Consider the following 24,433-nt stretch of genomic DNA (forward strand, 5'->3'; position numbering starts at 1 on the left):
TAACGAATAATTGGTCAAGAAACGGAAAAGAAATGTGTTTCCGTGGCTTTGATTGCGCGACTAATATATTGACGGTTACTAGCAATTGAAACCATAAATTCGTGATGAAGAATGACGGCATGGCTGAAACCAGGGAGAGAGTAGTTGGGGTATCCAGGGCATAAGGTGCTAGAGCCAGCAGTGGGCTCAACCTCCACTCGTACGACGAGGCGTTTCCGAGTGCGGGGGCTTGACGGAATTCGCGCTATCGCAGCATTAGCCGTCGTCGCCTACCATGCGATGAAAACTCGGTTATCCGGTGGATTTACTGGTGTTGACGTCTTTTTCGTGCTGTCAGGGTTCCTCATCACCGGATTGCTCATGGTTGAATGGCGAAAATATCGCACGATTCGGTTGTTCCGTTTTTGGCTGCGGCGATTCCGCCGGTTATTCCCGGCGGTAGCAGTAACTACGTTGATAATGATTCCGGTGGCGATGTTCGTCTCGTCGGATCTGCTGGTAGGGATTCGTCGGCAATTCCTTGGCACGCTGACCTTCACCTATAACTGGACGGAAATCGCTTCTGGATCGTCCTATTTCACCCAGTGGAATCCGCTACTCTTGCGCAATATGTGGTCGCTGGCAGTTGAACAACAGTTCTACATTTTCTGGCCGATTATTTTATTACTGTTAGTGCGCCTGCGTACCCATGTTCGCCCGCGTATCGCGGGATTGATTGCCCTGGCCTCGCTGCTATGGATGTTTGCGTGTTCTTTGCTTGGCATGGATCTGACCCGAATTTATCAGGGAACAGATACGCATTTATTCCCCATTATTATCGGCGCCTCGCTCGCCTTGATTTTGCCGCATCCAATTGAGGAAGCCCCAGCTAGCGTGCGTGCCGCCCTCCCGCCGACGATTCGTTTTGGGCGTGGGGCATTGGCGATCATCGGCTTCGTTTCGATGATTTGTGGCTTTATCGTTATTGATGACGCAGTGATGTGGACCTACCCGTGGGGCTTGCTATGGGCCTCACTATCGACGGCGTTAGTTCTCCAAGGTCTTGTGGACGTCGTTTCAGGAGCACCTGGGCCTGGGCGAGTCCTCGCCAGTATTCTCGATGTGCTGCCCTTGCGTTGGCTAGGGGAGCGATCCTATGCGTTATACCTGTGGCATTGGCCCATCTTGATCGTATTAAATACGGCGCTTCCGAATTTGGAATCCTGGATCGTCGGGTTGATCGTGTTAGTGATCTCGATTGGCGCGGCTGCTGCCTCCTATACCTGGGTGGAAACCCCCATGCGTCGTGATGGTATTTTCGCTACCTTGCGTCGCTGGCTTTCCATTCCGCAGCGCGGAGTGCAAGCGCTCGTCTCATTTGTGGTTATCGTGGCCGTAGTTGCCTCGGTGGGGGTTGCCTTAGCAAAAGCTCCAGAAAAAACTACGGCACAATTGGCGGTTGAGGCTGGGCAGCAGGCTTTGACGGCGAATCCGCAGCCTAATGGTACGGATAATAATTCGGGTCAGCCGCAACAGCCTGCTACGAATGGCAATGGCGCTGCTGCGCCTGGTACGGATGGTCAGGCGAATACCGGCGCGGATGGTAAGCCTGCTGATAAACCAGGCGATAAGCCCTCTGGTAAGCCGGATGAGGGGAATAAGCCAAGCCAGCCGCCAGCCCCGATTAGTGGTGGGCAGGTCAGTATTATTGGCGATTCGGTAACCTTAGCTTCCGCTGCGGCATTGCAGAATCATCTCGCCGGCTGCGATCTAGACGCAGAAGTCTCACGTTCGACGGTTGCTGGATTGTCCATCATTAATGACTGGGTGGCGACGGGTCGGGTGCGCCCATACGTCGTGATCTCTTTGGCAACAAATAGCTACTTGACGGTGGATATTGGAGAACAGTTCCTCAATGCGGCCCCGAATGCGAAATTTGTTTTCGTGACGGGATATGGGCCAAGAGCTGACGATTGGATCTGGTCCTCCAATGAAGCGATTGCACAGTTGGCCGCGAAATACCCGCAGCGGGTTCGGATGGCCGATTGGGCGAGTGCGATCAGCTCCCACGAGGATTATCTCGCCTCTGACGTCGTTCATCCTGATGGGCGCGGTGCAGAGATCTATGCGCAGTTGATCGTCAATGCATTAAATGATCTTCCGCGGTAAATATCTCTGTTGCCCACTGCGATATTGAGAGAGGCAATCCGCTCGGAGAAGATAGTAGTGCGGATCGCTGATAGTTTGGATGTGGGTACTGCTGGATCGGTCTGTTTACATGGGTGAGTAGGGTATCTAGCAGGGAAATGCTGGGCATGCGCGGTCGGTGGCGCACTCGTTACCTGTGGCGTTAAGCAAAACCGCAAGTGGCGGCGACGGGGAAGTGCAGCGAACTGGCGGCGCCAAGATGGCGAGGAATAAGGAGGATACGGATGGGCGATAGTACGCTACGAGTCGGTATCGTGGGGTGTGGCGCTCGTGCCCCCTTAGCGCGGCACGCAGAGCTACCAGAAAATGACGGAATTATTACTGCCGTCTGTGAACCGCATCCAGATGCGCTGGCCCGAGTAGAACGTCAGTTGCGCCGCAATGCCGATCAGCTCGCGATCACCGCGACGGTTGCCGAACTCATTGCTACAGGTATTGACGTTGCCTTTGTTACCTCGCCGGATGACACTCATGCGGAGGTAACCTGTGAGCTGTTGAAAGCTGGTATTCCGGTCTACCTTGAAAAGCCGCTGGCCATTACATTGGAGGGGGCGACGGCGATTCTTCGCACCGCCTATGAAAGCGGAACTCGGCTCTACGTCGGGCATAATATGCGGCACATGAACGTCGTGCGCCGCATGCGCGAACTGATTCAAGCTGGAGAAATTGGTGAGGTAAAAGCGATCTGGTGCCGGCACTTCGTCGGATCGGGTGGCGATTTTTATTTCAAGGATTGGCATGCCGAGCGAGAGCACACCACGGGGTTATTGCTCCAGAAAGCGGCGCATGATATTGACGTCATGCATTGGCTGGCGCAGGCGCACACCACCGAGGTCGTCGCGATGGGCGGGCTAACTCTTTACGATCAGGTTGCCAGCCGTGCCGATCATAATCACGAACTGATGGGGCAATGGTATTCGTTATCGAACTGGCCGCCGTTGAGCCAGACAGGGCTTAATCCGGTGATTGACGTTGAGGACATTTCCATGATGCTCATGCGAATGAATACCGGAGTTTTTGCCTCCTATCAGCAGTGCCATTACACGCCCGATTATTGGCGCAACTACACCGTCATTGGGACGGAAGGGCGGTTGGAGAATTTTGGTGACGGTGAAGGCGGGCATATCAGCTTGTGGAACACCCGCACCCACTATCGTCCAGATGGTGACGTCCAGTATCCGATTATTGGCGATGCTCATGGGCACGGTGACGCCGACGTCTTAACAGTGACGGAATTCTTCCGCTTTGTTCGCTCAGGAACGCCGACGGATACCAACCCGCTGGGTGCATGGTATGCTGTGGCCGCCGGAATCTGTGCCACTGATTCGCTGCGCAATGGATCCCAGCCGCGGCAGATCCCCGCCGTCGATCCGGTGCTTATCGACTATTTCACGGCAGGCCAGACTCAACCGCCTCTCGCGCAGTAAAATCACATTATGGACAGCCAAGAGAGAACTCAACGATGAAAGCATTAGCAAAGACGCAAGCCGGCCCAGGCTTAGAGCTTATCGACGTTCCAGAACCTACCATCGGGGCAAATGACGTCCTGGTTCGAGTAATGCGTACCGGCATTTGCGGAACGGATGTACATATTGACCGCTGGGACGGCTGGGCGCAAAATACCGTCCATACGCCACGAATCTTAGGGCACGAATTCTGTGGAGAGATCGTGGAGATCGGCTCGGAGGTAGATGGGCTCACCCCGGGAATGTTTGTATCCGGCGAAGGGCATTACGTCTGTGGCAGGTGCCGAGCATGTTTGGCTGGGCGTCGGCATCTGTGCCGTAACACTCGGGGAATTGGCTATCACGTTGATGGGGCTTTTGCGCAGTATTTCGCTATGCCGGCCAGCAATGTGTGGGTTCACCAGATCCCTGGTTTAGATCCGGATGTGGCGGCGATCTTCGATCCTTTTGGCAATGCCGTCCACACGGCTTTGCAGTTCCACACTCTTGCAGAGGATGTGCTGGTCACCGGCGCAGGGCCGATCGGTATTATGGCGGCGCTTGTTGCGCAATTCCAAGGGGCACGCAATGTTGTGATTGCGGATTTAGCTGATGAGCGATTGGAACTTGCGCATCGTCTGGGGTTGAAACTGACGATTAACACTGCTGACCGCCCGCTGAAAGATATTTACCAGCTTGCCAATATGAAAGAGGGTTTTGATATTGGGCTGGAAATGTCGGGCTCTGGAGCGGCGCTGACGATGATGATTGACCACATGACCCACGGTGGTCGGATCGCCCTGCTGGGGACTCCGGCGCAGCCCGTGACGATGGATCTAAGTACCGTCATTTTTAATATGCTGACGATTCAGGGCGTGACGGGGCGGCAAATCTTTGAAACCTGGTACATGATGACGGCACTGCTGCGTTCTGGTCTAGATATTTCTGGAATTATCACTGACCGTTTTTCCTATCGTGATTTTCGTGAGGCCTTCGCTGTCGCGGGTGACGGGCGTTCCGGCAAAGTCGTGATGACGTGGGAGGAATAAGGAAGCGGAGCAGGTAAGTGCTTGCCAAATAGGTGATGGGCTGCCAAGGGGAGAGGAATAACACATGGATAGCCGACTGCGGGAGCGTTTAGCGCGCGAACTCGAAGAATTACGTGCCGACGGTCTGTATAAAGAAGAAGCGGCATTGACGACGCCACAGTCAGCGCACGTGGGTATCGCAGATGGTCGTCAGGTGCTTAACCTGTGTGCCAATAATTATCTCGGCTTGGCTGATTCGCCGGTTCTTATTGAGGCTGCCCAGCAGGCGCTGCAAACCTGGGGGTTTGGGATGGCGTCGGTGCGTTTCATCTGTGGGACGCAAACCCTACATACTCAGCTAGAGCGTGCCTTGACGGAGTTTTTCCATCCGGAGGATCCGCAGAATTGGGATACGATTCTCTATTCTTCGTGCTTCGACGCCAACGGCGGCCTATTTGAAGTGGTGTGTGGTCCTGAAGACGCAATTATTTCGGATGAGCTGAACCATGCCTCGATTATTGACGGGGTGCGCCTGACGAAATCTGCGCGGTTGCGCTACCGGAATCGGGATATGGCGGATTTGGAGGCGCAGCTTCAGGCGGCCCGCGATGCGCGTACCCGTTTGATTGCTACCGACGGGGTGTTCTCGATGGACGGGTATGTTGCCCCTATTGACGAGATCTGCGAGCTGGCTCGCCGTTATGACGCGGTGGTGATGGTTGACGATTCTCATGCGGTTGGATTTACCGGAGAGAGCGGGGCGGGGACCCCAGAGTTATTTGGTTGCCGCGATGAGGTCGATATTCTTACTGGAACATTAGGTAAGGCGCTTGGCGGGGCAAGTGGTGGATATATTTGTGCGCGGCGCGAGATCGTGGAGATGTTGCGGCAGCGCTCGCGGCCGTATCTGTTCTCCAACTCCTTGGCACCCTCGATTACAGCGGCCGCTTTGGCGACTTTGAATGTGCTGCGCGATAGTGCCCAGTTGCGGGAGCGCTTGCATGAAAATACTCAGTATTTCCGTGCTCGGATGACGGAGCTTGGTTTCGAGATTCCGCAGTCGGATCACCCGATTGTTCCGGTGATGGTGGGGGATGCGGTGCGGGCTGCTCGGATGGCTGATGCGATTTTGGCTCGGGGAGTGTACGTTCGGGCGTTCTCGTTCCCAGTTGTTCCGCGAGGTAAAGCGCGTATTCGCACTCAGATGTCAGCAGGGTTGACGCGCGCAGACCTCGATATGGCAATCGAAGCTTTTGTGCAGGCTCGTGCTGAGGTGGATCAATAGCTGGCAGCTTTTTAACCTGACGTTGCTGGATTCTTTGCGCGAGGTTATTCCCGGCGGGGGCGGCGTTGCCGTGGGCTTAGCGGAGTGTGTTTTGGTAGGGCTGGCGCTAGCTTTCTCTGATTAACTGCGAAGCTGCTGGACGCGCTCTGGCTGTAACGTTCTTCAGTGGTGGAGAGACTCTTTTTGTGTTTGCGTAGGTGGCTTTCCGTGTGCGAGCACCCGACGTTGGGTGGAGGGATACAAACGCTTAGCTAGTGCTATTGCTGATATTACCTCGGGGATATATCAGCCTGACCTGCGGTTTAATTGGAATTACTCCAAAAGTATTGACCTTAGTGTCGGGTTTCCACTACTCTCTCACTATTAATACTTAATCTGGTGGCTTGAGTCACATCGTCTGCAGGCGCAAAGAAGCCTTTGCCGTGAGGTGGTATTTCCACCGTCTTAACCATGAATGATTATGTCGTTCTTTTTGTAAAGAGATGTATTAAGAATGAGGTGTGGGAGATGAAGGCTGTTGTAAGTATTTCTCTGGTCTGTGCTTTGGGTGTAAGTGGCGTGTTGTGATGCTGGATAGAGTGAAACGCGCAAATCGAGCTAGTATCTTGCTCGGCTGCATGGCTGTGGCTTTTGGATTGTGTGTGCTCAGCGCAATCTGTGGCGATCTCAGTGAGCTATGGTTTTTCGTAGCCTGTGGTTTGATAGTTGGTTCGCTGTATTACTTTTACAGAGGGATTGAGCGTCGCTGGGGAAAGATGAAGCGTTTTTATCCGCCTGATGTTTTGTGGCGGATACTCTTTTTCTCTCCGTTTCTGCTTATCCTCTATGCGGGATTAGAGCTGGTCTCGCCGCCATTTCTGCATGGATTTTATTGGTGGAATACGGGGTGGGCGCCGCTTTGCAGTGGCTGTCTTATTGTTCTTGGGTGTATTGAGGGTTTTGCTCCGTCGGTATGGCAGGCGTGGCGTAAGGAGCGTTCTCGCCAAAATACTGGGTGATTCTTAGCTCTGCTGTAATAGGGGCGTAATTAAGGCGAAATAATCTGTCATTATGTGAGCTAATGGTAGAGCTTTTGGGATGTTACGTATCGCTTGGCTGGTGCGAAGTCTGCACTGAGGTTTGTGGTCATCATGGGAAGAGTGATGAAAGGAAATGCGGTGGATAGGCAGAAGTGTGTTAACCGAACCGTCATCTCGCTTGGCTGCATAGCTGTGGCTTTTGGGTTGTGTGTGCTCAGCGCAATCCGTCGCGACCTCGGTGATCTATGGTTTTTCGTTGCTCTTGTTTTGGCGGCTATTCCGATGTGCTACCTGGATATGCGGGTTAGGCGTCGGTGGGGAAACAGAAAATCTTTTTACCTGCCCAATATCGTGTGGAGTGTAGCGTTCTATGCGCTGTTCTTCCTGATCGCATGGGCGGGTCTGGAGGAGATGACGCCCTCATTTCTAGGCGGTTTCTACTGGTGGAATACGTGGTGGGCACCGCTCGGCTGTATTTGCTTTATCCTCAGCGGATGTATCGAATGCTTTTTGCCCTCGCGAATCCAGGCGTGGCGTAAGGAACGGATAGAGATTCTTAATGCGCAATAAAATAGATACATTCGCCGACGTTTCGCTTGCTCATTCTCATGAGATATTGCGTGCCTTTGTTCCCTTGCGAAAACTTGACATGGACTGTGAATGGGCGTCGTGGGAGCAAGTGATCGGAGATTCGATCAACCTTTATGCAGACTCCGATCTATATGAAGTTCTTGAGGATAATCGCATCACTGAATGGACTTTAGCCGAGGGAGTAGCCCCTGAGTCGTTTATTTGCAAGATTCACCAGTTGAGCTTGATGTATGGGAGTGGCCCCTGGAAGGTAATTCCTTATGAGGGCATAACCCGAACGCGGTGGGATAGGGTTGAGCAAAATGATCTTTTGTCGTGTTTCTTCGAAGAGTGGGAACGTGACAATTTTCCAGGAGTTCTAACATCGGCTAGCTTTCACGTGTGGTCAAACCGTTACGGTAATTCAGTAGTGTTATCTGGAAGTAAAGGTCTTTTTCGTGCTGCACAGCGTATGGGGCTTGAGTGCCGAGCAGCCTTAGCATCAATGGTGTTGCCCTTTGACTTACAGGAGCATTACAGAGCAGAAAATCGCCTCGATAACTCCGATTGTGCCTTCGCTCCACTATCTACCCGCTCGCCGTAGTTAAGTATTCGATTACACTCAAAAAAACGAGCAAATAACATAATCCCTGACGCAGCCTACCTAAGGCTTCTCAGGCACGTTCTGAAATCCGTGGCACGTGTGCCAAGCTTACTGAAGCCAGCAAGAAAGACGAGTATTAGGAGTTTTATCCCGTTACTATGACGTTGACGTGTATGGCGTAAGGAACGTTCGAATCAAAACAGCGAATAATTCTCGATCGCATTGTTGCTTGTGCTGATCGCACGAATCTGGTGCTCGTCATCTTCGCCCATATCATTCGTTCCTATTAGCTAGATGTACGGGATGGGCTAAGACTAAAAGAAACATAATGTAGTGGGGGCTGACCGTTACCAACGGTCAGCCCCCACAAACAAACTAGCTGAATCACACTATCCGCGTCACTCCCGCGGATTACACGTTAGAGCAGTGCAAGCACTGATTCAGGTACGGCTGCAAGCACAGCTTCGCGTGCAGTATCTACATCTGGTGCAAAGAGCGCCAAACGAGACAGCTCGCGGCAGGTTTCTAGATCGACTTGTGCTAGAGACTGCCGAACAGCGGCGATGCGCTTAGGAGCCATCGAAAGTGACTGGATTCCCAGGCCGGTCAGCACTAATGCCAGCAGTGGATCACCAGCGGCTTCACCACAGATTCCGATATGGGAATTCGACGTCTGAGCTCCGGAGCATGCCAAGCTAATTAAATGCAAGACTGCGGGTTGCCACACCGAATTGAGTTCGGCAAGTTCACCCTGCATTCTATCTGCGGCCATCGTGTACTGTGCCAAGTCGTTTGTTCCGATGGAAGCGAAGGACAGCGGCGTTAGCAGCATCTCGGCATGAATCGCCGCGGCCGGAACTTCGATCATGATGCCGACGGTCTTGATGCCTGCCTCCTCGCACCGCTCGGCAAACCAGTGTGCCTCAGGCTGGGTGGCAACCATCGGAGCCATCACCCACATATCAGCATTGGTGGCCGCGGCAGCGTCCGCCAACGCCTTCAATTGGACGTCGAGAAGATCTTGGCGGACGCGACTCAGCCGCAGACCGCGGATTCCCAGTGCCGGATTCTCTTCGGGGCCCAGATCGGCAAACTTCAGTGGCTTGTCCGCACCGGCGTCAAGAGTACGCACAACAACGCGACGGCCGCTGAAAGCGGTGAAAACCTTAGTGTAGGTATCGAGCTGTTCTTCATAAGTGGGAGCGTCAAGCCGATCAAGGAAAAGGAATTCGGTGCGGAACAAGCCGCAACCTTCAACGTCGGTCTTTCCGGCAGCGATAGCGTCTGCGGCTGAGCCGATGTTCGCAAGCAGCTTGACGTTGTGACCATCCTTAGTTTGACCTGGACCATGCGAATTAGCCAACAGCTCCTGACGCAGTTGTGCGCGCTGCTCCATCTGAGCGAGCTCATCAGCTTCGGGAGCCACAATCACAGTGCCGCGCGATCCGTCAACAGCGACAGGAGAATCAGCCTCGATCTCGCATGCGCCAGCAACACGAACGACCGCTGGGATACCCAACTGGGCACACAAAATTGCGGTGTGGGAGGTGGGCCCGCCCAATTCGGTGACGATGCCGAGCACCTTCGTTAAATCAAGAACTGCAGTTTCCGCAGGGGAGAGATCGTAGGCAATGAGAATGGACGGTTTGGAGATCTGCCCAACTCCCGGAGCTGGCAAACCACGCAGCTCGCAGATAAGCCGATCGCGGACGTCAAACAAATCGGTAACGCGCTCAGCCATATAGCCACCGAGCTGCTCAAGCATTGCAGCGTAACCAGACACTGCATGGCTCACAGCAGCGGTGATCCCACGACCCTTATTCAGCTCTTTATCGACAGCTTTTGCGAGGGCTTTATCTTTTGCGAGATCGGCGGTGGCATACATGACTTCGCGAGCTGATTCAGGCGCGCTTTCCGCGCGAGTGTAGAGCGCACGAGAAACTGACGCCATGGCCTCTCGAACACGTTGCCCGTCAGCTTGTGGATCAGTGCTGGGCGTCTCGTTCGGATCGACTCCGGGAGCGCGCTGCACGATAAACGCTGGACCGCTGGCAAAACCAGCAGAAACACCGAGACCGGAGGTTATTTCACGTCGTTGTGTCATCACTATGTCCTGAATCAAAAAGAGATCAATGAATTGATTGATTATTCGGCTGGGGTTTGAAGAAGTTCGACGAGCTTATCGAGTGCATCAGCCGCCGAATCGTCTTCACAGCGCAATTCTACTTCGTCACCCTGCTCGACGCCGAGCGTCATGAGCTCAAGGAGGCTAGAAGCGTCAGCACTATCATCCTTGTAGTGGATGGTGACATCATACCCACTTTGCCCAGCAGCCCGGGCAAAAAGTGCGGCAGGGCGGGCATGTAAGCCCTGTTCAGCGGCAACAGTAGCAGTACGGGAGATCATGAGAGGAGTCCTTTCTTCGTTCTTCAGGTCAGTGTATGAACGTGGTGGGTGCGAACGGCGATGCGTTCGCACCCACCACAGGTGATGAACTATGCCAGTTTCACCGTACACGCACAATCAGTGATAGCGCGCGCCGATGAGTCAACCGATACCGAATCAACTTGGCTCGGCTTGGTGCACACAACGGGCGTGATGAGGTTGTATCCGGCGGCGCGCACTTCATCCGCGGCAACACGGACGATCGGCGTACCGGCTTGGACCTCATCGCCGTCCTTGGCGAGTACGTCAAAACCTTTACCTTTGAGTTCAACAGTTTCAAGGCCGATGTGAACCAGCAGCTCTAAACCGTCGGTGCTAATCAATGTGAAGGCGTGCCCTGTATGGAACACCTTGTGTAGCTTGCCGGCAGTTGGAGCGCAGAACTCAATCGTCGCCTGATCAGCATCAGGTTCGACAGCGAATCCGTCTCCCAACATGCGGTCGGCAAAGATTGGGTCGGGGACTGCGTCGATACCGACCACTTTGCCCGAGCATGGCGGGTTCAGCGTGACCTTTTTCTTACCTAGTCCAAACACATTATCCCCTAGGCGGGTTGTTCACCCTGGAGGGCGACGGAGCTGTTCTGTAGCTGTGCGGCAACCTCGTCGTAGACGTACTGAACCTGCGGGCCAACAATGACCTGGACAGACTTCTGCGACGGGCGGATCACGCCAGCAACGCCGGTCTTCTTGATCTCGGCTTCCTTCACCGGCAGGTGATCCTTCACGGTCACACGCAGGCGGGTTGCGCAGTAATCAACAAGGTCGATGTTGGACGGACCACCCAGACCAGCGATGATGCGCTGAGCGATGGAGGTGTAATCCGAGTTGCCGGTCAGCACAGCCTGTGCCTCGCTGTCGAGATCCTCGCCGCGGCCAGGAGTCTTCAGGTTCAGGGCGCCGATGAGGAAGTAGAACACGAAGAAGTAGATCACAGCGAATACCACGCCCATAACGAGGAGCATGTACCACTGGTTGGCCAGCGGGTTGCGTGCCGAGAGCACCATATCCACCAAGCCTGCCGAGAAGCCGAATCCGGCTGTCCAGTGGAAGGCGGCCGCGACAGCAACGGCAATGCCGGTGAGCAGCGCATGTACCAGGTAGAGCAGCGGAGCAACGAACATGAAGGCGAACTCAAGTGGCTCGGTAACGCCGGTGAAGATGGAAGCCAGAGCGCCAGCGAACATGAGCGAACCGACGACCTTCTTCTGGGTGGACTTGGCGCGCAGGAACATTGCCAAGGCGGCAGCCGGCAGACCGAACATCATGATCGGGAAGAAGCCAGCCTGGTAGCGGCCAACGAAACCGATAACCTCACAAGCGCCGTTTACCCACTGACCCGGGCAGGAAGCAGCGTCGGTAGCAGCCTTAGCAGCATCGATCGTCTTGACACCATCGAAGAACTTGCCAATATCGTTAATGCCGATAACGTCAAACCAGAAGATGGAGTTCACTGCGTGGTGCAGACCCGTCGGAATCAACAGGCGGTTAACGAAGCCGTAGATACCTGCACCAAGCGGTCCGAGATTCTGGATCTTCTCACCCAAGGTGAACAGCAGGTTGTAGACGATCGGCCAGATGATGTAGAGGATACCGGATAGCACGATCGACAGCAGCGACGTCATAATCGGGACGAGGCGGCGGCCGGAGAAGAAGGCCAGGAAGTCTGGCAACTTCGTCTTGTGGAAGTGGTTGTAAACCCAGGCGGCAAGAATACCGACGAGGATACCGATAAGGACGTTCTTATCGTTGATCGCGTCCCAACCGTGCGACTTCCATGCAAGGAGGTCATCACCCTCGAGCTTGGTAACGTCAATGCCCTTATAGCTGGCGACGGTGCCTGCGCTAATGAGGAGCTTGACGGTTCCAAAACCAAGGAAGCCAGACAGTGCGGCAGCGCCATTGGAATCGCGCGCTAGACCGAAGGAAAGTGCGATAGCGAAGATCCATCCGAGGTTATCGAGAACGGCTCCGCCAGCCTTAATAAGAACGGCTGCGACAGCGCTGTTTGCGCCCCAGCCTTCGGGATCGATCCAGTAACCGATACCCATGAGGAGTGCGGCGACGGGCATCACAGCAACCGCGCCCATCATCGCCTTGCCAAATCGCTGCAAGGCCATCATTAGCTTATCTTTCACCATATGTCCTTTCGACATGTGACTCGTGTGTGGATTGACGCCAGCCATGGAAAAACATGGCAAGAAAAGCGGCCTCCCCTTGTGCTGCCATTGGCAACGTCGGTACGTTCAAAATTCGGCAGATGATCCGCCGAGCGATGGACATATCATCAGGGAGATCTCGTTCAATCGATAACCGTGCGTCATTCGTTCTCATATGCCCATTGCGCAACTGACGAATCAGTTGGGCAATATGAGTGAATAGGATGTTATCGACACTGCGGGCAGTGCCACTTTCCGTGAGCATAACGCCAATATCGTCAATGATCCGAGCAAGTTCGTTAGCTTGCTCGAGGGGCTGCTTGACCGCATCTCCAGTGCGCGCCGCTTTGAGGTGGAGCGCAATGAATCCGGCCTCAGACTCGGGAAGATCGAGATTGAGTCTGGCATTGACGAAGTGTAGTACCAGTTGGCCGGCCGCGTATTCCTCTGGGAAAACAGCTTTGATTTCCGAACAGAGGGTGTCGCGGATAACCTCGCCTGATCCGAGCCGCTGGGCGGCGAAGGCGAGATGGTCAGCAAGCAGTAGATATACCGAGGGCTGTAGATCCCCGAGGAGGTCGTTAGCGAAATCGACGGCGGCAGAGACAGTCTCTAATACCCTCGGATCGACGGACCGGATGACATCAAGGAATCTTTCCTGTTCGGAGCTTAGTTCAACATAGGATTGCTGGACTGTATCTACTGAGATCGAATCCCCTTCTCGGCGCCCAAAGCCGATGCCGCGACCTACGACAACGCGTTCGCTGTCGTCTGCGCGCACCAGTAGCACGTTGTTGTTGAACACGCGCACTACGTGAAGACGTCTTTCGTCCACTCGGGCTCCTCTTTGAGCGACATTTGAGACGCAGCCTCGCACCGCGACCCTCATTCCGGTAACGCCTGAGTAATCAGTGACGCCCAACTTGTTTCGATCTGCCTTTAGCATAGGACGTTTGGGTTCGTTTTTCTAGAGGAAAAAGTAGTGTCGGCCATATTTTCGGAATTTGTTTCGAAGCTGCGTGGGGTTATGGGCGCGATGTGCGGTAGATATGCACGGCAGTTATAGATGGGGCTGCAGTGATCCGCGCCGAGTAGCTGTAGGTAAGTAGAACTACCTAGATTTAGGCTAAGAAAACGTTATTATCATAGTTTCTTTTGCTGGAAACCATTATCTACTTTGCTTTATTTAGTAAAGATATTTTCAAAAAACTCTTTGAATGATAGCGTTATCATGTTAGGCTGTTGGCAGTGGGTAGCTCAATCTTGCTCAAAGTGGAGCTGGAGAAGAGAAACCTGAGCACGAGACGAGGAAGTCTGATGCGGATAGGCGAAAGATATAGAAAACTGCGTTGCAGTATTGCGCTAGGTGGGATTGCTCTTCTATGCGCCAATACCTTCGGATATGCGTATGCTCAACCGGCGGTGGAGAATCCGGCATCGCCGGAAGAATCGGGAGAAAAACCAGCCCAAGTTCTCACCGTGGATTATTCCCACTCCACCGGAGAATTCCGAGGTGGCGCAACCGGAACCTTGTATGGGCTTGGCTCAGGCGGTGCCCCAACGGAAGCAATTCTTGATGGGGCGCGAGTGGAAAACTCTGCACAAAAACCCGTATATGGTCGTCAACATCCTAGCGGCGATCCGCTTGTGATGGAAAAAGAATTCTTCAACAATGGCGGGGCAGAACTCGTCATATATATGCAGGATTACTATCCCGATTGGGCCTATAACGGTGGGCGGCGACCAGAAGATACCCGCAGTTACGTCCTTGATGTTCCGGTGGACGATCCCAGATATGGGACGTATCAGGATCAGCCGAATGGGCGTTGGGACTATGACGAAGTGATAGAGCTAGTGATGAACCAGCTACTATCACAGACGCAATATCCTGACCGCTACACATTCCTACCATTCAATGAACCCGACGCTGGAAATTGGTATGCCTCCGATGATAATGCGGAAGCCCCAATTTTTGCGCATGTGTTCCTCGCAGATTGGGATAAAGCATTCCAGACCATCCAGCGCGTATGGCAACAATATCGAAACCACGAAAAGCCCAATATATATCAGGCCTATCCGCATCAAAAGCATGCGCGTATTGCTGGACCAGGAGATGCGACCTGGCGTTCACATCGCACAGATGCTTTTCTGGCTCATACGGTCAATCATGGCACAGTTCCGGCGGTGTTCGTCTGGCATGAACTAGGGCGGGATTCACTGCGTGGGTATCAAGCGCACTACCAGGAATATCGGGCATTAGAAAAGAAGCATAACGTCGGCCCGCTGGCGATCAATATTACCGAGTATGGCGAACTGCGCGATATGGGAACGCCTGGGCAGCTCATCCAATGGCAGTCCATGTTTGAACAGACCAAAGTTCAAGCAGAAACTGCGTTTTGGAATTACGCCGGGAATCTTTCCGATAATATGGCGCGCGCTAATTCCCCTAATTCGGGCTGGTGGCAGTTCGCATGGTACGGCGATTTGCGCGGACAATATACCGTAGCGGTAACAGTGCCGTATCCTTCAACGACGGATACTTTGCAGGCGATTGCAGCATTTGATGAGAAAAATAGGAAAGCGACGGTTTTGTACGGCGGGGCGACGCAAGCTCCGAATTCCGCAGAGGTTGCTAATACAGGTGCGAATATTCCTATCGCCATTGAGCTCAAGGGCTTAGCCGCAGTCGGGTTAGATACGAAAGTGGACGTTGAGATCCGAGAAAATGCCTTCACCGGCCCAGACGCAGTTGCTAACCCACCTCGAGTGATATACGCCGAATCAGGGGTCGACGCCAGTAGTGGCAGCATAACGATTAAGACGACATCTGTTGATCGCTATGCCAGCTATCAACTCCTCGTCACTCCCCATCAGGATCGCGAACTGCTCACCGATAGTGCGCGCGGGCAGGAGAATCATGTCATTGAAGCAGAACATTTAGCCCTAGCAGGAGGTGCGCGCTCCTACGAGAAGCCGCCGCAAGCAGGAGGCTGGGATTTCTTCATGACATCCGGCAATGCTGATGTGGGTAGCTTCAAAACTGGCAGTACCGCCAGTTGGACGGTTCACATCGACACCCCTGGTCGGTATCGTCTCCAGGTCATCTCTGGTAATACTGGCGTGCCTGGGGTAAATACCCTGACGCTTGACGGTGCAGCGGCTGGTGTCGTCTCCTATGGTGCAGAATTAGCCATGAAAGGATCGGCAAAATGGCTATATCGCGGTGATGGCTGGGCAGATCTGAGCTTGCCTGCTGGGGAACATACCCTGGTTCTTCATGGCGATGACAATTTCGATAATACGCTCGATAAATTGTTCTTGTCGTACCTGGGGCCTCTAGATTCGCCGCGTACAGAGCACACAATATATCCGGCAAGTATTATGCGCCTGACGGAAAATGCAGCCTTGAACTACGCCGAACCGACGCGCGGATTCGCAGATATTTCTGCTGGGGCGGCACATGCTTTCGTGTTGGCGTGGGAGTGCGGGATGCATGAAGTGGAAATAACCTACTATGCGATTTCTGGCTCGCACCTTGACGTGAAGCTCAATGACGTTGCCATTGCCGATATTCCAGTACGAGAAAGCGGATTACAGTCAACGACGCTTCGACTAGGGCTGGCCGAAGGGATAAACAAAATTTCGTTAACTGGAAACGGGATTCGCCTGCGCGATGTGCAGACGTGGCGGGCTCAAGCAGGCAATGTGGTCGCGGTGGAGGCTGAAGATCTTCAGCTTTCTGGTGGAGCACATGTGGTTACTGACAGTCGATCCAATGCGGTAGGGCAGCGTTATGTCGTTGGGCTGGGCAATCAGTTTGAGACGCAGGAAAGTGGTCCAGCAGGTTTCGGTGATCCTACCCGAGTGGTGGTACGCGATTCGCGCAATACGCCGTCGGTACGAACAGATCAGCCTGGAACACTGACGATTCCAGCGGGTGTAGTGCCAGCCGGTCGATATCATGTGGCGATTCGATTCTCCAATGATGCCTTTATTGGGCGGCATGATTATAACCCGCAAGTTGTTGATCTGGGCCTGCAACTGCGCTGTGGTGAGCGCGAATGTGGTCGAGGTGCATTCCGATACACCTATTCTGATCTGAATTTCATGAACCGATCCGTCATGGTTGAAACTGACGAACATCCGATCACCGTCGGCAATTGGGATCCGGCTGGGACGGGAGCAGGTGCAGTGTCCTGGGGAGTGGCGCCAAATATCGACCGTTTAGTGTTCTATCCGGCGGTTGACGGGCAGCCGATAACGCGCATGTTACTGCCGGATAACCCGCCGCAACCAGCACCGGAACCTAACCCGAACCAGCCGGGCGGATCGCATGTGCCGGTTGCTCCGAACCAACCAGCCAATCCAGGGCATACTGTTCCGCCTGTGAACCCGAGTCCAACGCATCCGGGGTCAACGCCTGATGGATCGGTTAACGCGCCACATTTTACTGGTGCGCACTCGCCAACTTTGGCGGCGATGCCACATACCGGAGCGTCAACAATAGGTCTGGGAATTAGCGCAGCGATGTTCATTGCGCTTGGCAGCTGCTTGGCATATTGGGGCACACGGCAGCCGCGTCATCGTATAGCGCAGGAGCGAGTCTGATGATGAAGCAGGGAACACAGGATCGAGACGAGAGACGAGACAAAACCATGCAATCGAGATTGACCTGGGGAAACGAGCATATCCAACTGGAGTTTACCTGGGGTAGCGCACAGCCAGTTTTCTGTTCTGCGATAAGCGCCGATGGGGTAGAGCTGGGCCTCGATGGAGCGATTCCGGTAGTCGAAATACTGTGTTCGCATACGGAGCGGTGGCACGTCAGTGATCGCCTAGTGCATACCGAGATAGGAGCAGCACTACGGTATCGCAGCCATATAACGTATCACCAACAATTAGCGAACGGGGTAGAAGTTGATGTTCTCGTCTTGTCACTCGCAGCCGAGGATTATCAGATAGAAGCAGATCTCACCCTGACCCTGCCGAGTGAATGTGCCATGTTCCGAGCCGAAACGGCGGTATATAACCGTGGGCGGCAAGATATTGCTGTGGAGTCGGTGACGAGTTGGTGCTCAACGATTGGGGCGGGTAGCCACTGCGGTGAAGTGAAAGAAGCCGAGGCGCGTCAAGGTAATTCGGCATGGGCTACTGCGTGGTCAGTTATTGAGGGCCAATTCGATTGGCTCGCTGAAGGGCGCTGGCAGGAACGAAAGCTGACAGATCTTTTTCCGGCACTGAGCAACGATATGACCGGACGCTATCCGCGGGGGTCATACCATGTATCTTCCAGTAGTACGTGGTCAACTGCGGCGGCGGCGCCAATGTTTATGCTGGAGGCGTCGCCGCGGTTCGACGCTTTAACCGAGCAGCTCAGACAGATGGCAGACGGCCAGATAAAATCCGCAGGGCAGTTCGCAGAATCCAGAACTCGGCTAACGGCAGGTACCGAGTGCCAAGATCAAGGCGGGCCGGTTTGGGTTGCACAGATCGAACACTCCGGACCGTGGCGTTGGGAGATCGGCGACTTAGGCACCGACGGATATTTTGCACTCGCTGGCCCTAATCAGCTCAATCATTCCTGGATGCATATCCTCGCCCCGGAGGAAAGTTTTACGTCAGTGCCGGTATCCGTCGGTATTGCTGCCAACCGTTATGCGGCAATGCGTGAGCTGACGACATATCGCCGCAATATGCGTGAGCGAGGGAGTAAAAAAGCCTACCCGCGCGTCATCTTTAACGACTATATGAATACGATTAACGGCGATCCCACGACGGCCGCGCTCATGCCGTTAGTGCAGGCAGCCGGTGAGGTTGGCTGCGACGTCTTCGTTATGGATTGTGGATGGTATGCCGATGATGGCGACTGGTGGGATACCGTCGGGCAGTGGATTCCATCTCGGTGGCGCTTCCCCGGAAAAAATGGCTTACGTGAAGTCACAGATGCCATTCGCCGCGCAGGAATGATACCAGGGCTTTGGATAGAACCAGACGTGGTTGGGGTAAATAGCCCTATCGCGCATACTCTGCCCGATTCCGCGTTCTTGCAACGTAGTGGGCGGCGGATTGTAGAGCAGGGTCGGTACCAATTCGATTTTCGCAGTGACGTCACTCAGCAATACATGCGCCAAGCCGTTGAGCGACTCATTGCTGACTTCGATATTGGATACTTCAAATTTGATTACAACGTGACGGCGGGTGTGGGCACGGATTATCAGGCAGATTCGCTCGGCGATGGATTATTGGAGCACGTGCGCGCCTACTATCACTGGTTATCGGCTTTGCGCCAAGACCATCCAGAGCTGATGATCGAAAACTGCGCCTCGGGCGGTATGCGGCAAGATTTTGGCGTGACCTCTCGCACTGATGTGCAATCAACCTCCGATCAGCAAGATTGGCGGTTATATCCGCCGATCACTGCCAGTGCGGCGATGCTTGTTCCCCCAGAACAGGCAGGTAACTGGGCATACCCGCATGAACACATGGATCGTGAGACGTTTGCTTTTGCGACATCGGCAACTCTACTAGGGAATTTTTATCTTTCCGGATATATCAATCGGATGGAGCATTGGCAGCGAGATATGCTCCGTCAGGCGATGGACGCCTACCGAGGCTGGATCCGCCCCCTCATTGGGCAGTCATACCCCTGGTGGCCGCTGGGATTGCCGTGCTGGGATTCAGATGTTGTGGCCTACGGATTAGCAGATGGTCGCACATACGTATTAACAGTATGGGCGCGTCAGAGTGAACGCGAGGAAATCGTCATCGCACCACCGAACTTTGTCGGTGAGCAATATCAGGTTCATACGGTCTTTCCATCCGGGCCCGATCTCTCACAGTGGGATGTTGAGGTTCGGGCAGATGGGCTGCACATCCGACTTCCACGTCGGTGCTATGCCGCCCGTACCTTTGCTATTACGGTGAAAGGAGAGGACGGCACATTCTTAGCTGACACGCCGGTGTGTTAGCTCATTCCTGACGACGGGTAATAACGCAGATTGTCATTGAAGAAAGGTATGTCAATGAAGATATCCACGAAACGACTTGTGGCTGCAGGTGCTGCACTGGCCACATGTTTTGGCCTTGCAGCATGTTCGAATCCGGCTGCCGATCCAGGAGCTGGCGGGGCAGATCCCTCCGAAGCGGGCTATTGGCCTGAACCAACAGCGAAGTTGGATGGCGTTGAGCTGGATCTGTGGGTGGCACAAAATTCGAATAAGGTCCCGCTGAAAGTCGTTGCAGACTTTGAGGAAAAGACGGGTGCGAAGATTAACGTCACCACAATTCCTGATCCATACGAGCAAAACATTCAAACGAAAGTGACGACGGGAGATACGCCAGATCTGGCGTTCTGGCAGCCGACGCAATCCATGTTGAGTGGTTTTATTGCGCAAAACAAGCTGCAGAAGCTCGATAATGCGCCTTGGGTTGATAACTACACGCCAGGAATTGCTGATTCTGGTGGTGTGGTGAATGGGACGCGCTATGCCGCCATTATTTCCACCCCGCCGGTGATGGGTGTTTTCTACAATAAGAAGGTCTTTGAAGCCGCTGGTATCACCAAGACTCCGGGGAGCTGGAATGAGTTTGTCCAGACGGCTGAGAAGATTCGCGATGCAAAGGTACCCGGTGTGGAATCGCCGCTGTTTGAGATGGGCGGTTCGCGTTGGGGAACCCAATACGCTGTTCAGATCCAGTTAGCTGAGGCAGCTCGAGATGGCTTGTGGGATCGAGTCAATAAAGCAGAAGAGAAATTCTCAGACGCGACGATCCAGGGTGCAGTCAACAATTACAAGGCATTGTTCGATCAAGGCTTGTATAACTCGAATGCCGGATCGGCAAAGGATATTGATGAAGCCACGGCATTATGGGAAGGTCGCACTGGCATGATCGTCTGCGTGAACTCTCTGTTCAACCAGATTGCGGCAATGGCCCATAATGATAAAGCGGCTTTGGATGAGAAGATCGGTTTCTTCCCGCTTTCGGCACAGGGAACGATCGGGACGGTTATTCCAGAGCAAAACAATTCGGTGGTTGCCTTCAAGACGGGTGATGAGCAGCGAGAAGCTGCTGCTCGGCAATTCCTCAATTTCTGGATGACGACGGATTATCAGAACTTCGTTCAGGATCAGTCAATCATCTCTGTTATTAAGGATGTCCCCTCGCCGGCAACCGTACCGCAGGCCTTGGTTGATTCGGCTGCAGCGATCAACAACTCGGTTGGCTCTATGCAATCCTTAGCTATCGCTAACCCAGATTTGTATATCAATCTTGCGGATATGATTAACGGAACCAAGACGCCGCAAGATGTCACTCGCGCTACCCAAGAGCAATTTGCCAACTTGGCGAAAGCTCAGGGAGCGGAAGGTTTCTAAAAGGTGCATCGGCGCACATCGTTGGGAGCGTCTGTGAATATGCAGGCTATGCCACGGGTGCGCCGATGATCCGACCACGATGAGGACCTAACAAATGGCGTATAACACGAACACTGTGACGGAGCCTGCCGTCCATGAGGGAGATAGCGTGCCGCGGGTGCTCTCTGCTCGGGCGCGGCGTCGGGAACAGTCACCGGCATTGCTGTATAAAGGCTATCCGCTGAGATTCCTGATTCCGGCGCTGAGCGTGCTCCTTATTTTCTTCTTCATTCCCACGGTAATGAACCTGGCCTATGCTTTCACGAACTGGTCAGCTTACTCTACGACGATTCGTTTCAATGGTTTCGATAATTTCGTAACGCTATTCCGTGACGGGACGCTGCTTCGGGATCTGCGGGTCACGATTGTGTATGCGGTGCTCGTCGCGATATTCCAAAATGGATTCGGTTTGGCGCTGGCGGTGTTCCTGGAACGAGATACTCGGCTCAATCGCTTTGCGCGCGTCATGTTCTTTGTTCCGGTGATTATGTCGGCCCTCGCGGTGGGTTATATCTGGCAGGCAGTTCTTAAGACGGATGGTGCGTTAAACCAGATTCTCTCCGTATTATGCGGGCGTGATATTCACGTCGAATGGCTGGGATCAACAACCTGGACGATTGTGGTTGTTGCAGCGATTCATGGGTGGAAGTGGATGGGCTTGGCTATGCTCGTCTTTCTTGCAGGTTTAAAGACGATTGATCCTGACGTTTTGGAAGCGGCACGTATCGACGGAGCCTCACCGTGGCAGCTCTTTTGGCGTATCAAGTTCCCCTTGCTCGCACCAGCGTTTACCTTTAATGTTGCTACCTCGCTACTCGGATCAATGAATGGCTTTGATATTGTGCAAGCAACCACGGAGGGCGCTCCAGGTGGCACGACGGAAATTATCAACCTCTTTATCTGGCGAACCTTTGGGCAAGGTTTGTACTCGCAATCAACGACGATGAGCCTGGTGCTCTTCCTCCTCGTCATGATTATGGCGATTCCGCTGATCTGGTATTTACGCCGTAGGGAGGCAAAGATCCTATGACCGCATTGAGTTTTGATGGTGTGCGCACAAATGATCGCGTCGGGCGCGGGCGTAACTATTCCCGATTGCGAGAAACCCTACATGCTCTGGCAGTAATCCTCGTTCTGATGGTCTTATTGGGTATTCCTTTCTGGCTGTTGATTATCACTGCGGCGAAGAATCAAGGCGAAGCGATTAATCCGTCAATGAGTTTGCCGTCCTCGTGGCATTTGCTGGAGAATTTTGCCACTGTGCTGACGGATGGCGAGATGATTAAGGCGTTCTTCGGTTCGGTGCTGGTAGCTGTTCCGTCAGTATTTTTGGCGCTGTTGTTTGGCTCAATGGCTTCATGGGTGCTTGCTCGGCGTACCACGCGACCAATGGCATTTCTCTATGCGCTGTGTATTTCCGGTTTGATCCTGCCGCCGGCAGTAGTGACCGTCATGATGCTGCTGAAGATGATCGGTCTGGCTGGCACTGCCCCGGGGATGATCTGCGTGTATGTGGGGATTTATCTTTCGACGGTTATCTTTTTCGTCACGGGGTTTATTCGCACGATTCCTATTTCTTTGGAGGAGGCGGCGCGAATTGATGGCGCGAAGCCGGCGCGCATTTTCTTCACAATTATTTTGCCTTTGTTAGGGCCGACTTTAGCAACGGCAACTATCTTGGTCACGTTGTATATCTGGAATGACGTGTTCTACTCGCTGTTCATTCTTTCTGGCAAGATGGATCTGTTGCCGTTGAATTTGTATAACGTCGCATCTGCGGGGTTGTACCTGAATAACTGGCATCTGATTTTCGCGTACATCATTTTGATGAGTTTGCCGCTCTTAGGGATTTTTGCTTTCACGCAACGACGGATTATCTCTGGAATTACTGGAGGGGCCGTCAAGTAGGGAATTCTGTGTGCTCATCGGCGTGGTAGTGTTGGCGCGATGTAGGCCTATCGCGTCGGTGACTGCAGAAAACGATAGGTGTTGTTGGTAGGTAAAGGACATAATCTGTGACTTCCTCTCAGGCCCGTCAGCGTCCGCCCTCTATTAAAGATGTGGCGGCACTTGCTCGCGTCTCCGTTCCGACAGTCTCTCGGTATTTGAATGATCGGTGGAAGGTAAGCGAGGAAAAGTGCCAGCAGATAGCAAAAGCGATCGACATGTTGGGTTATCGTCCGAGCCCGATTGCCCGTGCGTTGGTTCGAGAGCGCACAAGTTTTGTTACGGTACTGTGCGCAAATACCACCTTGTTTGGGCAATCGGAAACCCTGCATGGGATTGAAGAGCAGGCACAAGAATCGGGCTACAGCTTGAATATTGCCATGTTGGCGGGTAGCTCTCGTAGTGAGGTGCGAACGTCTGTGCAGTCTGCCTTGGATCACAATCCGGCTGGGGTTATTTTGCTTAATTATGACGAACTGAGTAGCCATGCGTTTTCGGTGCTGCCTGACGGTTTGCCGGTTGTGATGATTGCTGGGCAACGCACGGAGGATGTTGCCCAGATTTCGATGTGTGAGAACGTCGGGGGATATGACGTGACGCGGCATCTTTTGGATCTGGGGCATCGCAGTGTTGTCCATATTTCTATTCCTGGTGGAGTCGGTGGGTATAGCCGCCTCACTGGATGGAAGCGGGCGCTCCAGGAGGCGGGGATTTATCAGCCGGAGCCGATTATGGCCAGCTGGGATCCGGCTAGTGGCAGGGAGATTGGCCGACGATTGGCGGAAGATCCGCACGTGACGGCAATTTTTGCTGGCAATGACGAGATCGCGATGGGTGTTATTCGCGGGCTGAGTGATATGGGTAGGCGCGTTCCGCAGGACGTGTCGGTTGTGGGTTTTGACGATCATCCTATTGCGCGGGTGTGGAATCCGGCGTTGACGACGTTACGGCAGGATTTCCGACAGGCTGGTCGGCGGGCTTTCACCATGTTGACTGACAAAATTGATGACATTGATGCAGGGCGTGGGCGAACGGAAAACTGGACGAAGTATGTGGAGATTCCAGGGGAATTGATAGTCCGTGAATCTACCGCTTGCCCGCCTGCAGGCAGAGATAGGTAATTGGGCAAAGATAGGTAATATTGCCAGAATCTTTCTGGCGGTTGAGGACGCGAGCTATTTGCGGTGGTGAACCAAAAATAATAGCGATGGCATAGTGAAATCTGTTGTTTACGCGTGCGCGGATACTGAGGAGGGCGCGGCTTCTTCTTTGTGATAGAGGTGCGGGCGTGCAGTTTTAGGGCTCACTGGTGAGGGCGGTGCTTTACTGAG

Annotated in this window: 18 protein-coding genes; 13 read left to right on the top strand and 5 right to left on the bottom strand. The window is 53.6% G+C overall.

All coding sequences use genetic code 11. The features are described from left to right. The first annotated feature begins 219 nt into the window (after positions 1-219). The 7 genes from ACLHIJ_RS00930 to ACLHIJ_RS00960 all read left to right on the top strand — a co-directional run bounded on the left by ACLHIJ_RS00930 (position 220) and on the right by ACLHIJ_RS00960 (position 8,138). Positions 220-2,148, top strand: coding sequence for an acyltransferase family protein (locus tag ACLHIJ_RS00930; RefSeq protein WP_411298261.1), 1,929 nt, complete (start codon positions 220-222; stop codon positions 2,146-2,148). A gap of 263 nt (positions 2,149-2,411) precedes the next feature. Next, entirely contained in the window at positions 2,412-3,614 is a 1,203-nt protein-coding gene (locus ACLHIJ_RS00935) for a Gfo/Idh/MocA family protein (protein WP_411298262.1), read from the top strand. Positions 3,615-3,649: 35 nt separating this feature from the next. After that, entirely contained in the window at positions 3,650-4,681 is a 1,032-nt protein-coding gene (gene tdh / locus ACLHIJ_RS00940) for an L-threonine 3-dehydrogenase (RefSeq protein WP_411297502.1), read from the top strand. 64 nt (positions 4,682-4,745) lie between these two features. Next, on the top strand, positions 4,746-5,945 hold the full coding sequence (locus tag ACLHIJ_RS00945; RefSeq protein ID WP_411298264.1) for a glycine C-acetyltransferase: 1,200 nt from the start codon (positions 4,746-4,748) through the stop codon (positions 5,943-5,945). Between the two features lie 578 nt (positions 5,946-6,523). Beyond that, on the top strand, positions 6,524-6,943 hold the full coding sequence (locus tag ACLHIJ_RS00950) for a hypothetical protein (protein WP_411298266.1): 420 nt from the start codon (positions 6,524-6,526) through the stop codon (positions 6,941-6,943). A 159-nt stretch (positions 6,944-7,102) separates the two neighbouring features. Then, positions 7,103-7,534 (top strand): hypothetical protein, encoded by a 432-nt coding sequence (locus ACLHIJ_RS00955; protein WP_411298267.1) that lies wholly within the window; start codon positions 7,103-7,105, stop codon positions 7,532-7,534. Continuing rightward, positions 7,524-8,138 (top strand): hypothetical protein, encoded by a 615-nt coding sequence (locus ACLHIJ_RS00960; RefSeq protein WP_411298268.1) that lies wholly within the window; start codon positions 7,524-7,526, stop codon positions 8,136-8,138. Before ACLHIJ_RS00955 ends, ACLHIJ_RS00960 begins: the two co-directional genes overlap by 11 nt. A gap of 418 nt (positions 8,139-8,556) precedes the next feature. Here the strand turns inward: ACLHIJ_RS00960 and ptsP are convergent, their stop codons facing one another. From ptsP to ACLHIJ_RS00985, 5 genes are all read right to left on the bottom strand, one after another. After that, positions 8,557-10,242 carry a phosphoenolpyruvate--protein phosphotransferase gene (gene ptsP / locus ACLHIJ_RS00965; RefSeq protein ID WP_411297497.1) on the bottom strand — a complete coding sequence of 562 codons (1,686 nt, stop codon included), beginning with the start codon at positions 10,240-10,242 and terminating at the stop codon, positions 8,557-8,559. 41 nt (positions 10,243-10,283) lie between these two features. Next, positions 10,284-10,544, bottom strand: a complete 261-nt coding sequence (locus ACLHIJ_RS00970; protein WP_411298269.1) for an HPr family phosphocarrier protein — start codon at positions 10,542-10,544, stop codon at positions 10,284-10,286. A gap of 89 nt (positions 10,545-10,633) precedes the next feature. Beyond that, positions 10,634-11,119 carry a PTS glucose transporter subunit IIA gene (locus ACLHIJ_RS00975; RefSeq protein ID WP_411298270.1) on the bottom strand — a complete coding sequence of 162 codons (486 nt, stop codon included), beginning with the start codon at positions 11,117-11,119 and terminating at the stop codon, positions 10,634-10,636. A gap of 8 nt (positions 11,120-11,127) precedes the next feature. Then, positions 11,128-12,738: an N-acetylglucosamine-specific PTS transporter subunit IIBC gene (nagE, locus tag ACLHIJ_RS00980; protein WP_411298271.1), complete on the bottom strand. Its 1,611-nt coding sequence runs from the start codon at positions 12,736-12,738 to the stop codon at positions 11,128-11,130. Next, positions 12,710-13,576, bottom strand: a complete 867-nt coding sequence (locus tag ACLHIJ_RS00985) for a PRD domain-containing protein (protein ID WP_411295997.1) — start codon at positions 13,574-13,576, stop codon at positions 12,710-12,712. Before ACLHIJ_RS00985 ends, nagE begins: the two co-directional genes overlap by 29 nt. Before the next feature lie 482 nt (positions 13,577-14,058). On the opposite strand from ACLHIJ_RS00985, the gene ACLHIJ_RS00990 reads away from it, so the two are divergent. From ACLHIJ_RS00990 to ACLHIJ_RS01015, 6 genes are all read left to right on the top strand, one after another. After that, positions 14,059-17,349: a hypothetical protein gene (locus ACLHIJ_RS00990; protein ID WP_411298272.1), complete on the top strand. Its 3,291-nt coding sequence runs from the start codon at positions 14,059-14,061 to the stop codon at positions 17,347-17,349. Beyond that, positions 17,349-19,709, top strand: a complete 2,361-nt coding sequence (locus tag ACLHIJ_RS00995; protein ID WP_411298274.1) for a glycoside hydrolase family 36 protein — start codon at positions 17,349-17,351, stop codon at positions 19,707-19,709. The genes ACLHIJ_RS00990 and ACLHIJ_RS00995 overlap by 1 nt, the downstream gene beginning before the upstream one ends. 54 nt (positions 19,710-19,763) lie before the next feature. Continuing rightward, on the top strand, positions 19,764-21,116 hold the full coding sequence (locus ACLHIJ_RS01000; protein WP_411295994.1) for an ABC transporter substrate-binding protein: 1,353 nt from the start codon (positions 19,764-19,766) through the stop codon (positions 21,114-21,116). 94 nt (positions 21,117-21,210) lie between these two features. Next, positions 21,211-22,185 (top strand): carbohydrate ABC transporter permease, encoded by a 975-nt coding sequence (locus tag ACLHIJ_RS01005; protein WP_411298275.1) that lies wholly within the window; start codon positions 21,211-21,213, stop codon positions 22,183-22,185. Further along, positions 22,182-23,063: a carbohydrate ABC transporter permease gene (locus tag ACLHIJ_RS01010; RefSeq protein WP_411295992.1), complete on the top strand. Its 882-nt coding sequence runs from the start codon at positions 22,182-22,184 to the stop codon at positions 23,061-23,063. The genes ACLHIJ_RS01005 and ACLHIJ_RS01010 overlap by 4 nt, the downstream gene beginning before the upstream one ends. Positions 23,064-23,170: 107 nt before the next feature. Beyond that, positions 23,171-24,223 carry a LacI family DNA-binding transcriptional regulator gene (locus ACLHIJ_RS01015; RefSeq protein WP_411295991.1) on the top strand — a complete coding sequence of 351 codons (1,053 nt, stop codon included), beginning with the start codon at positions 23,171-23,173 and terminating at the stop codon, positions 24,221-24,223. The last annotated feature ends 210 nt before the right edge of the window (positions 24,224-24,433 follow it).

This window comes from Trueperella sp. LYQ141, assembly GCF_046599555.1.
Classification (GTDB): Bacteria; Actinomycetota; Actinomycetes; order Actinomycetales; family Actinomycetaceae; genus Trueperella.

What these genes read in the sequence shown, in the direction of transcription:
- ACLHIJ_RS00935 (WP_411298262.1), top strand. Translation starts at nt 2,412, where the DNA reads ATGGGCGATAGTACGCTACGAGTCGGTATCGTGGGGTGTGGCGCTCGT.
- tdh (WP_411297502.1), top strand. Translation starts at nt 3,650, where the DNA reads ATGAAAGCATTAGCAAAGACGCAAGCCGGCCCAGGCTTAGAGCTTATC.
- ACLHIJ_RS00945 (WP_411298264.1), top strand. Translation starts at nt 4,746, where the DNA reads ATGGATAGCCGACTGCGGGAGCGTTTAGCGCGCGAACTCGAAGAATTA.
- ACLHIJ_RS00960 (WP_411298268.1), top strand. Translation starts at nt 7,524, where the DNA reads ATGCGCAATAAAATAGATACATTCGCCGACGTTTCGCTTGCTCATTCT.
- ptsP (WP_411297497.1), bottom strand. Translation starts at nt 10,242, where the DNA reads ATGACACAACGACGTGAAATAACCTCCGGTCTCGGTGTTTCTGCTGGT.
- ACLHIJ_RS00970 (WP_411298269.1), bottom strand. Translation starts at nt 10,544, where the DNA reads ATGATCTCCCGTACTGCTACTGTTGCCGCTGAACAGGGCTTACATGCC.
- nagE (WP_411298271.1), bottom strand. Translation starts at nt 12,738, where the DNA reads ATGTCGAAAGGACATATGGTGAAAGATAAGCTAATGATGGCCTTGCAG.
- ACLHIJ_RS00990 (WP_411298272.1), top strand. Translation starts at nt 14,059, where the DNA reads ATGCGGATAGGCGAAAGATATAGAAAACTGCGTTGCAGTATTGCGCTA.
- ACLHIJ_RS00995 (WP_411298274.1), top strand. Translation starts at nt 17,349, where the DNA reads ATGATGAAGCAGGGAACACAGGATCGAGACGAGAGACGAGACAAAACC.
- ACLHIJ_RS01000 (WP_411295994.1), top strand. Translation starts at nt 19,764, where the DNA reads ATGAAGATATCCACGAAACGACTTGTGGCTGCAGGTGCTGCACTGGCC.
- ACLHIJ_RS01005 (WP_411298275.1), top strand. Translation starts at nt 21,211, where the DNA reads ATGGCGTATAACACGAACACTGTGACGGAGCCTGCCGTCCATGAGGGA.
- ACLHIJ_RS01010 (WP_411295992.1), top strand. Translation starts at nt 22,182, where the DNA reads ATGACCGCATTGAGTTTTGATGGTGTGCGCACAAATGATCGCGTCGGG.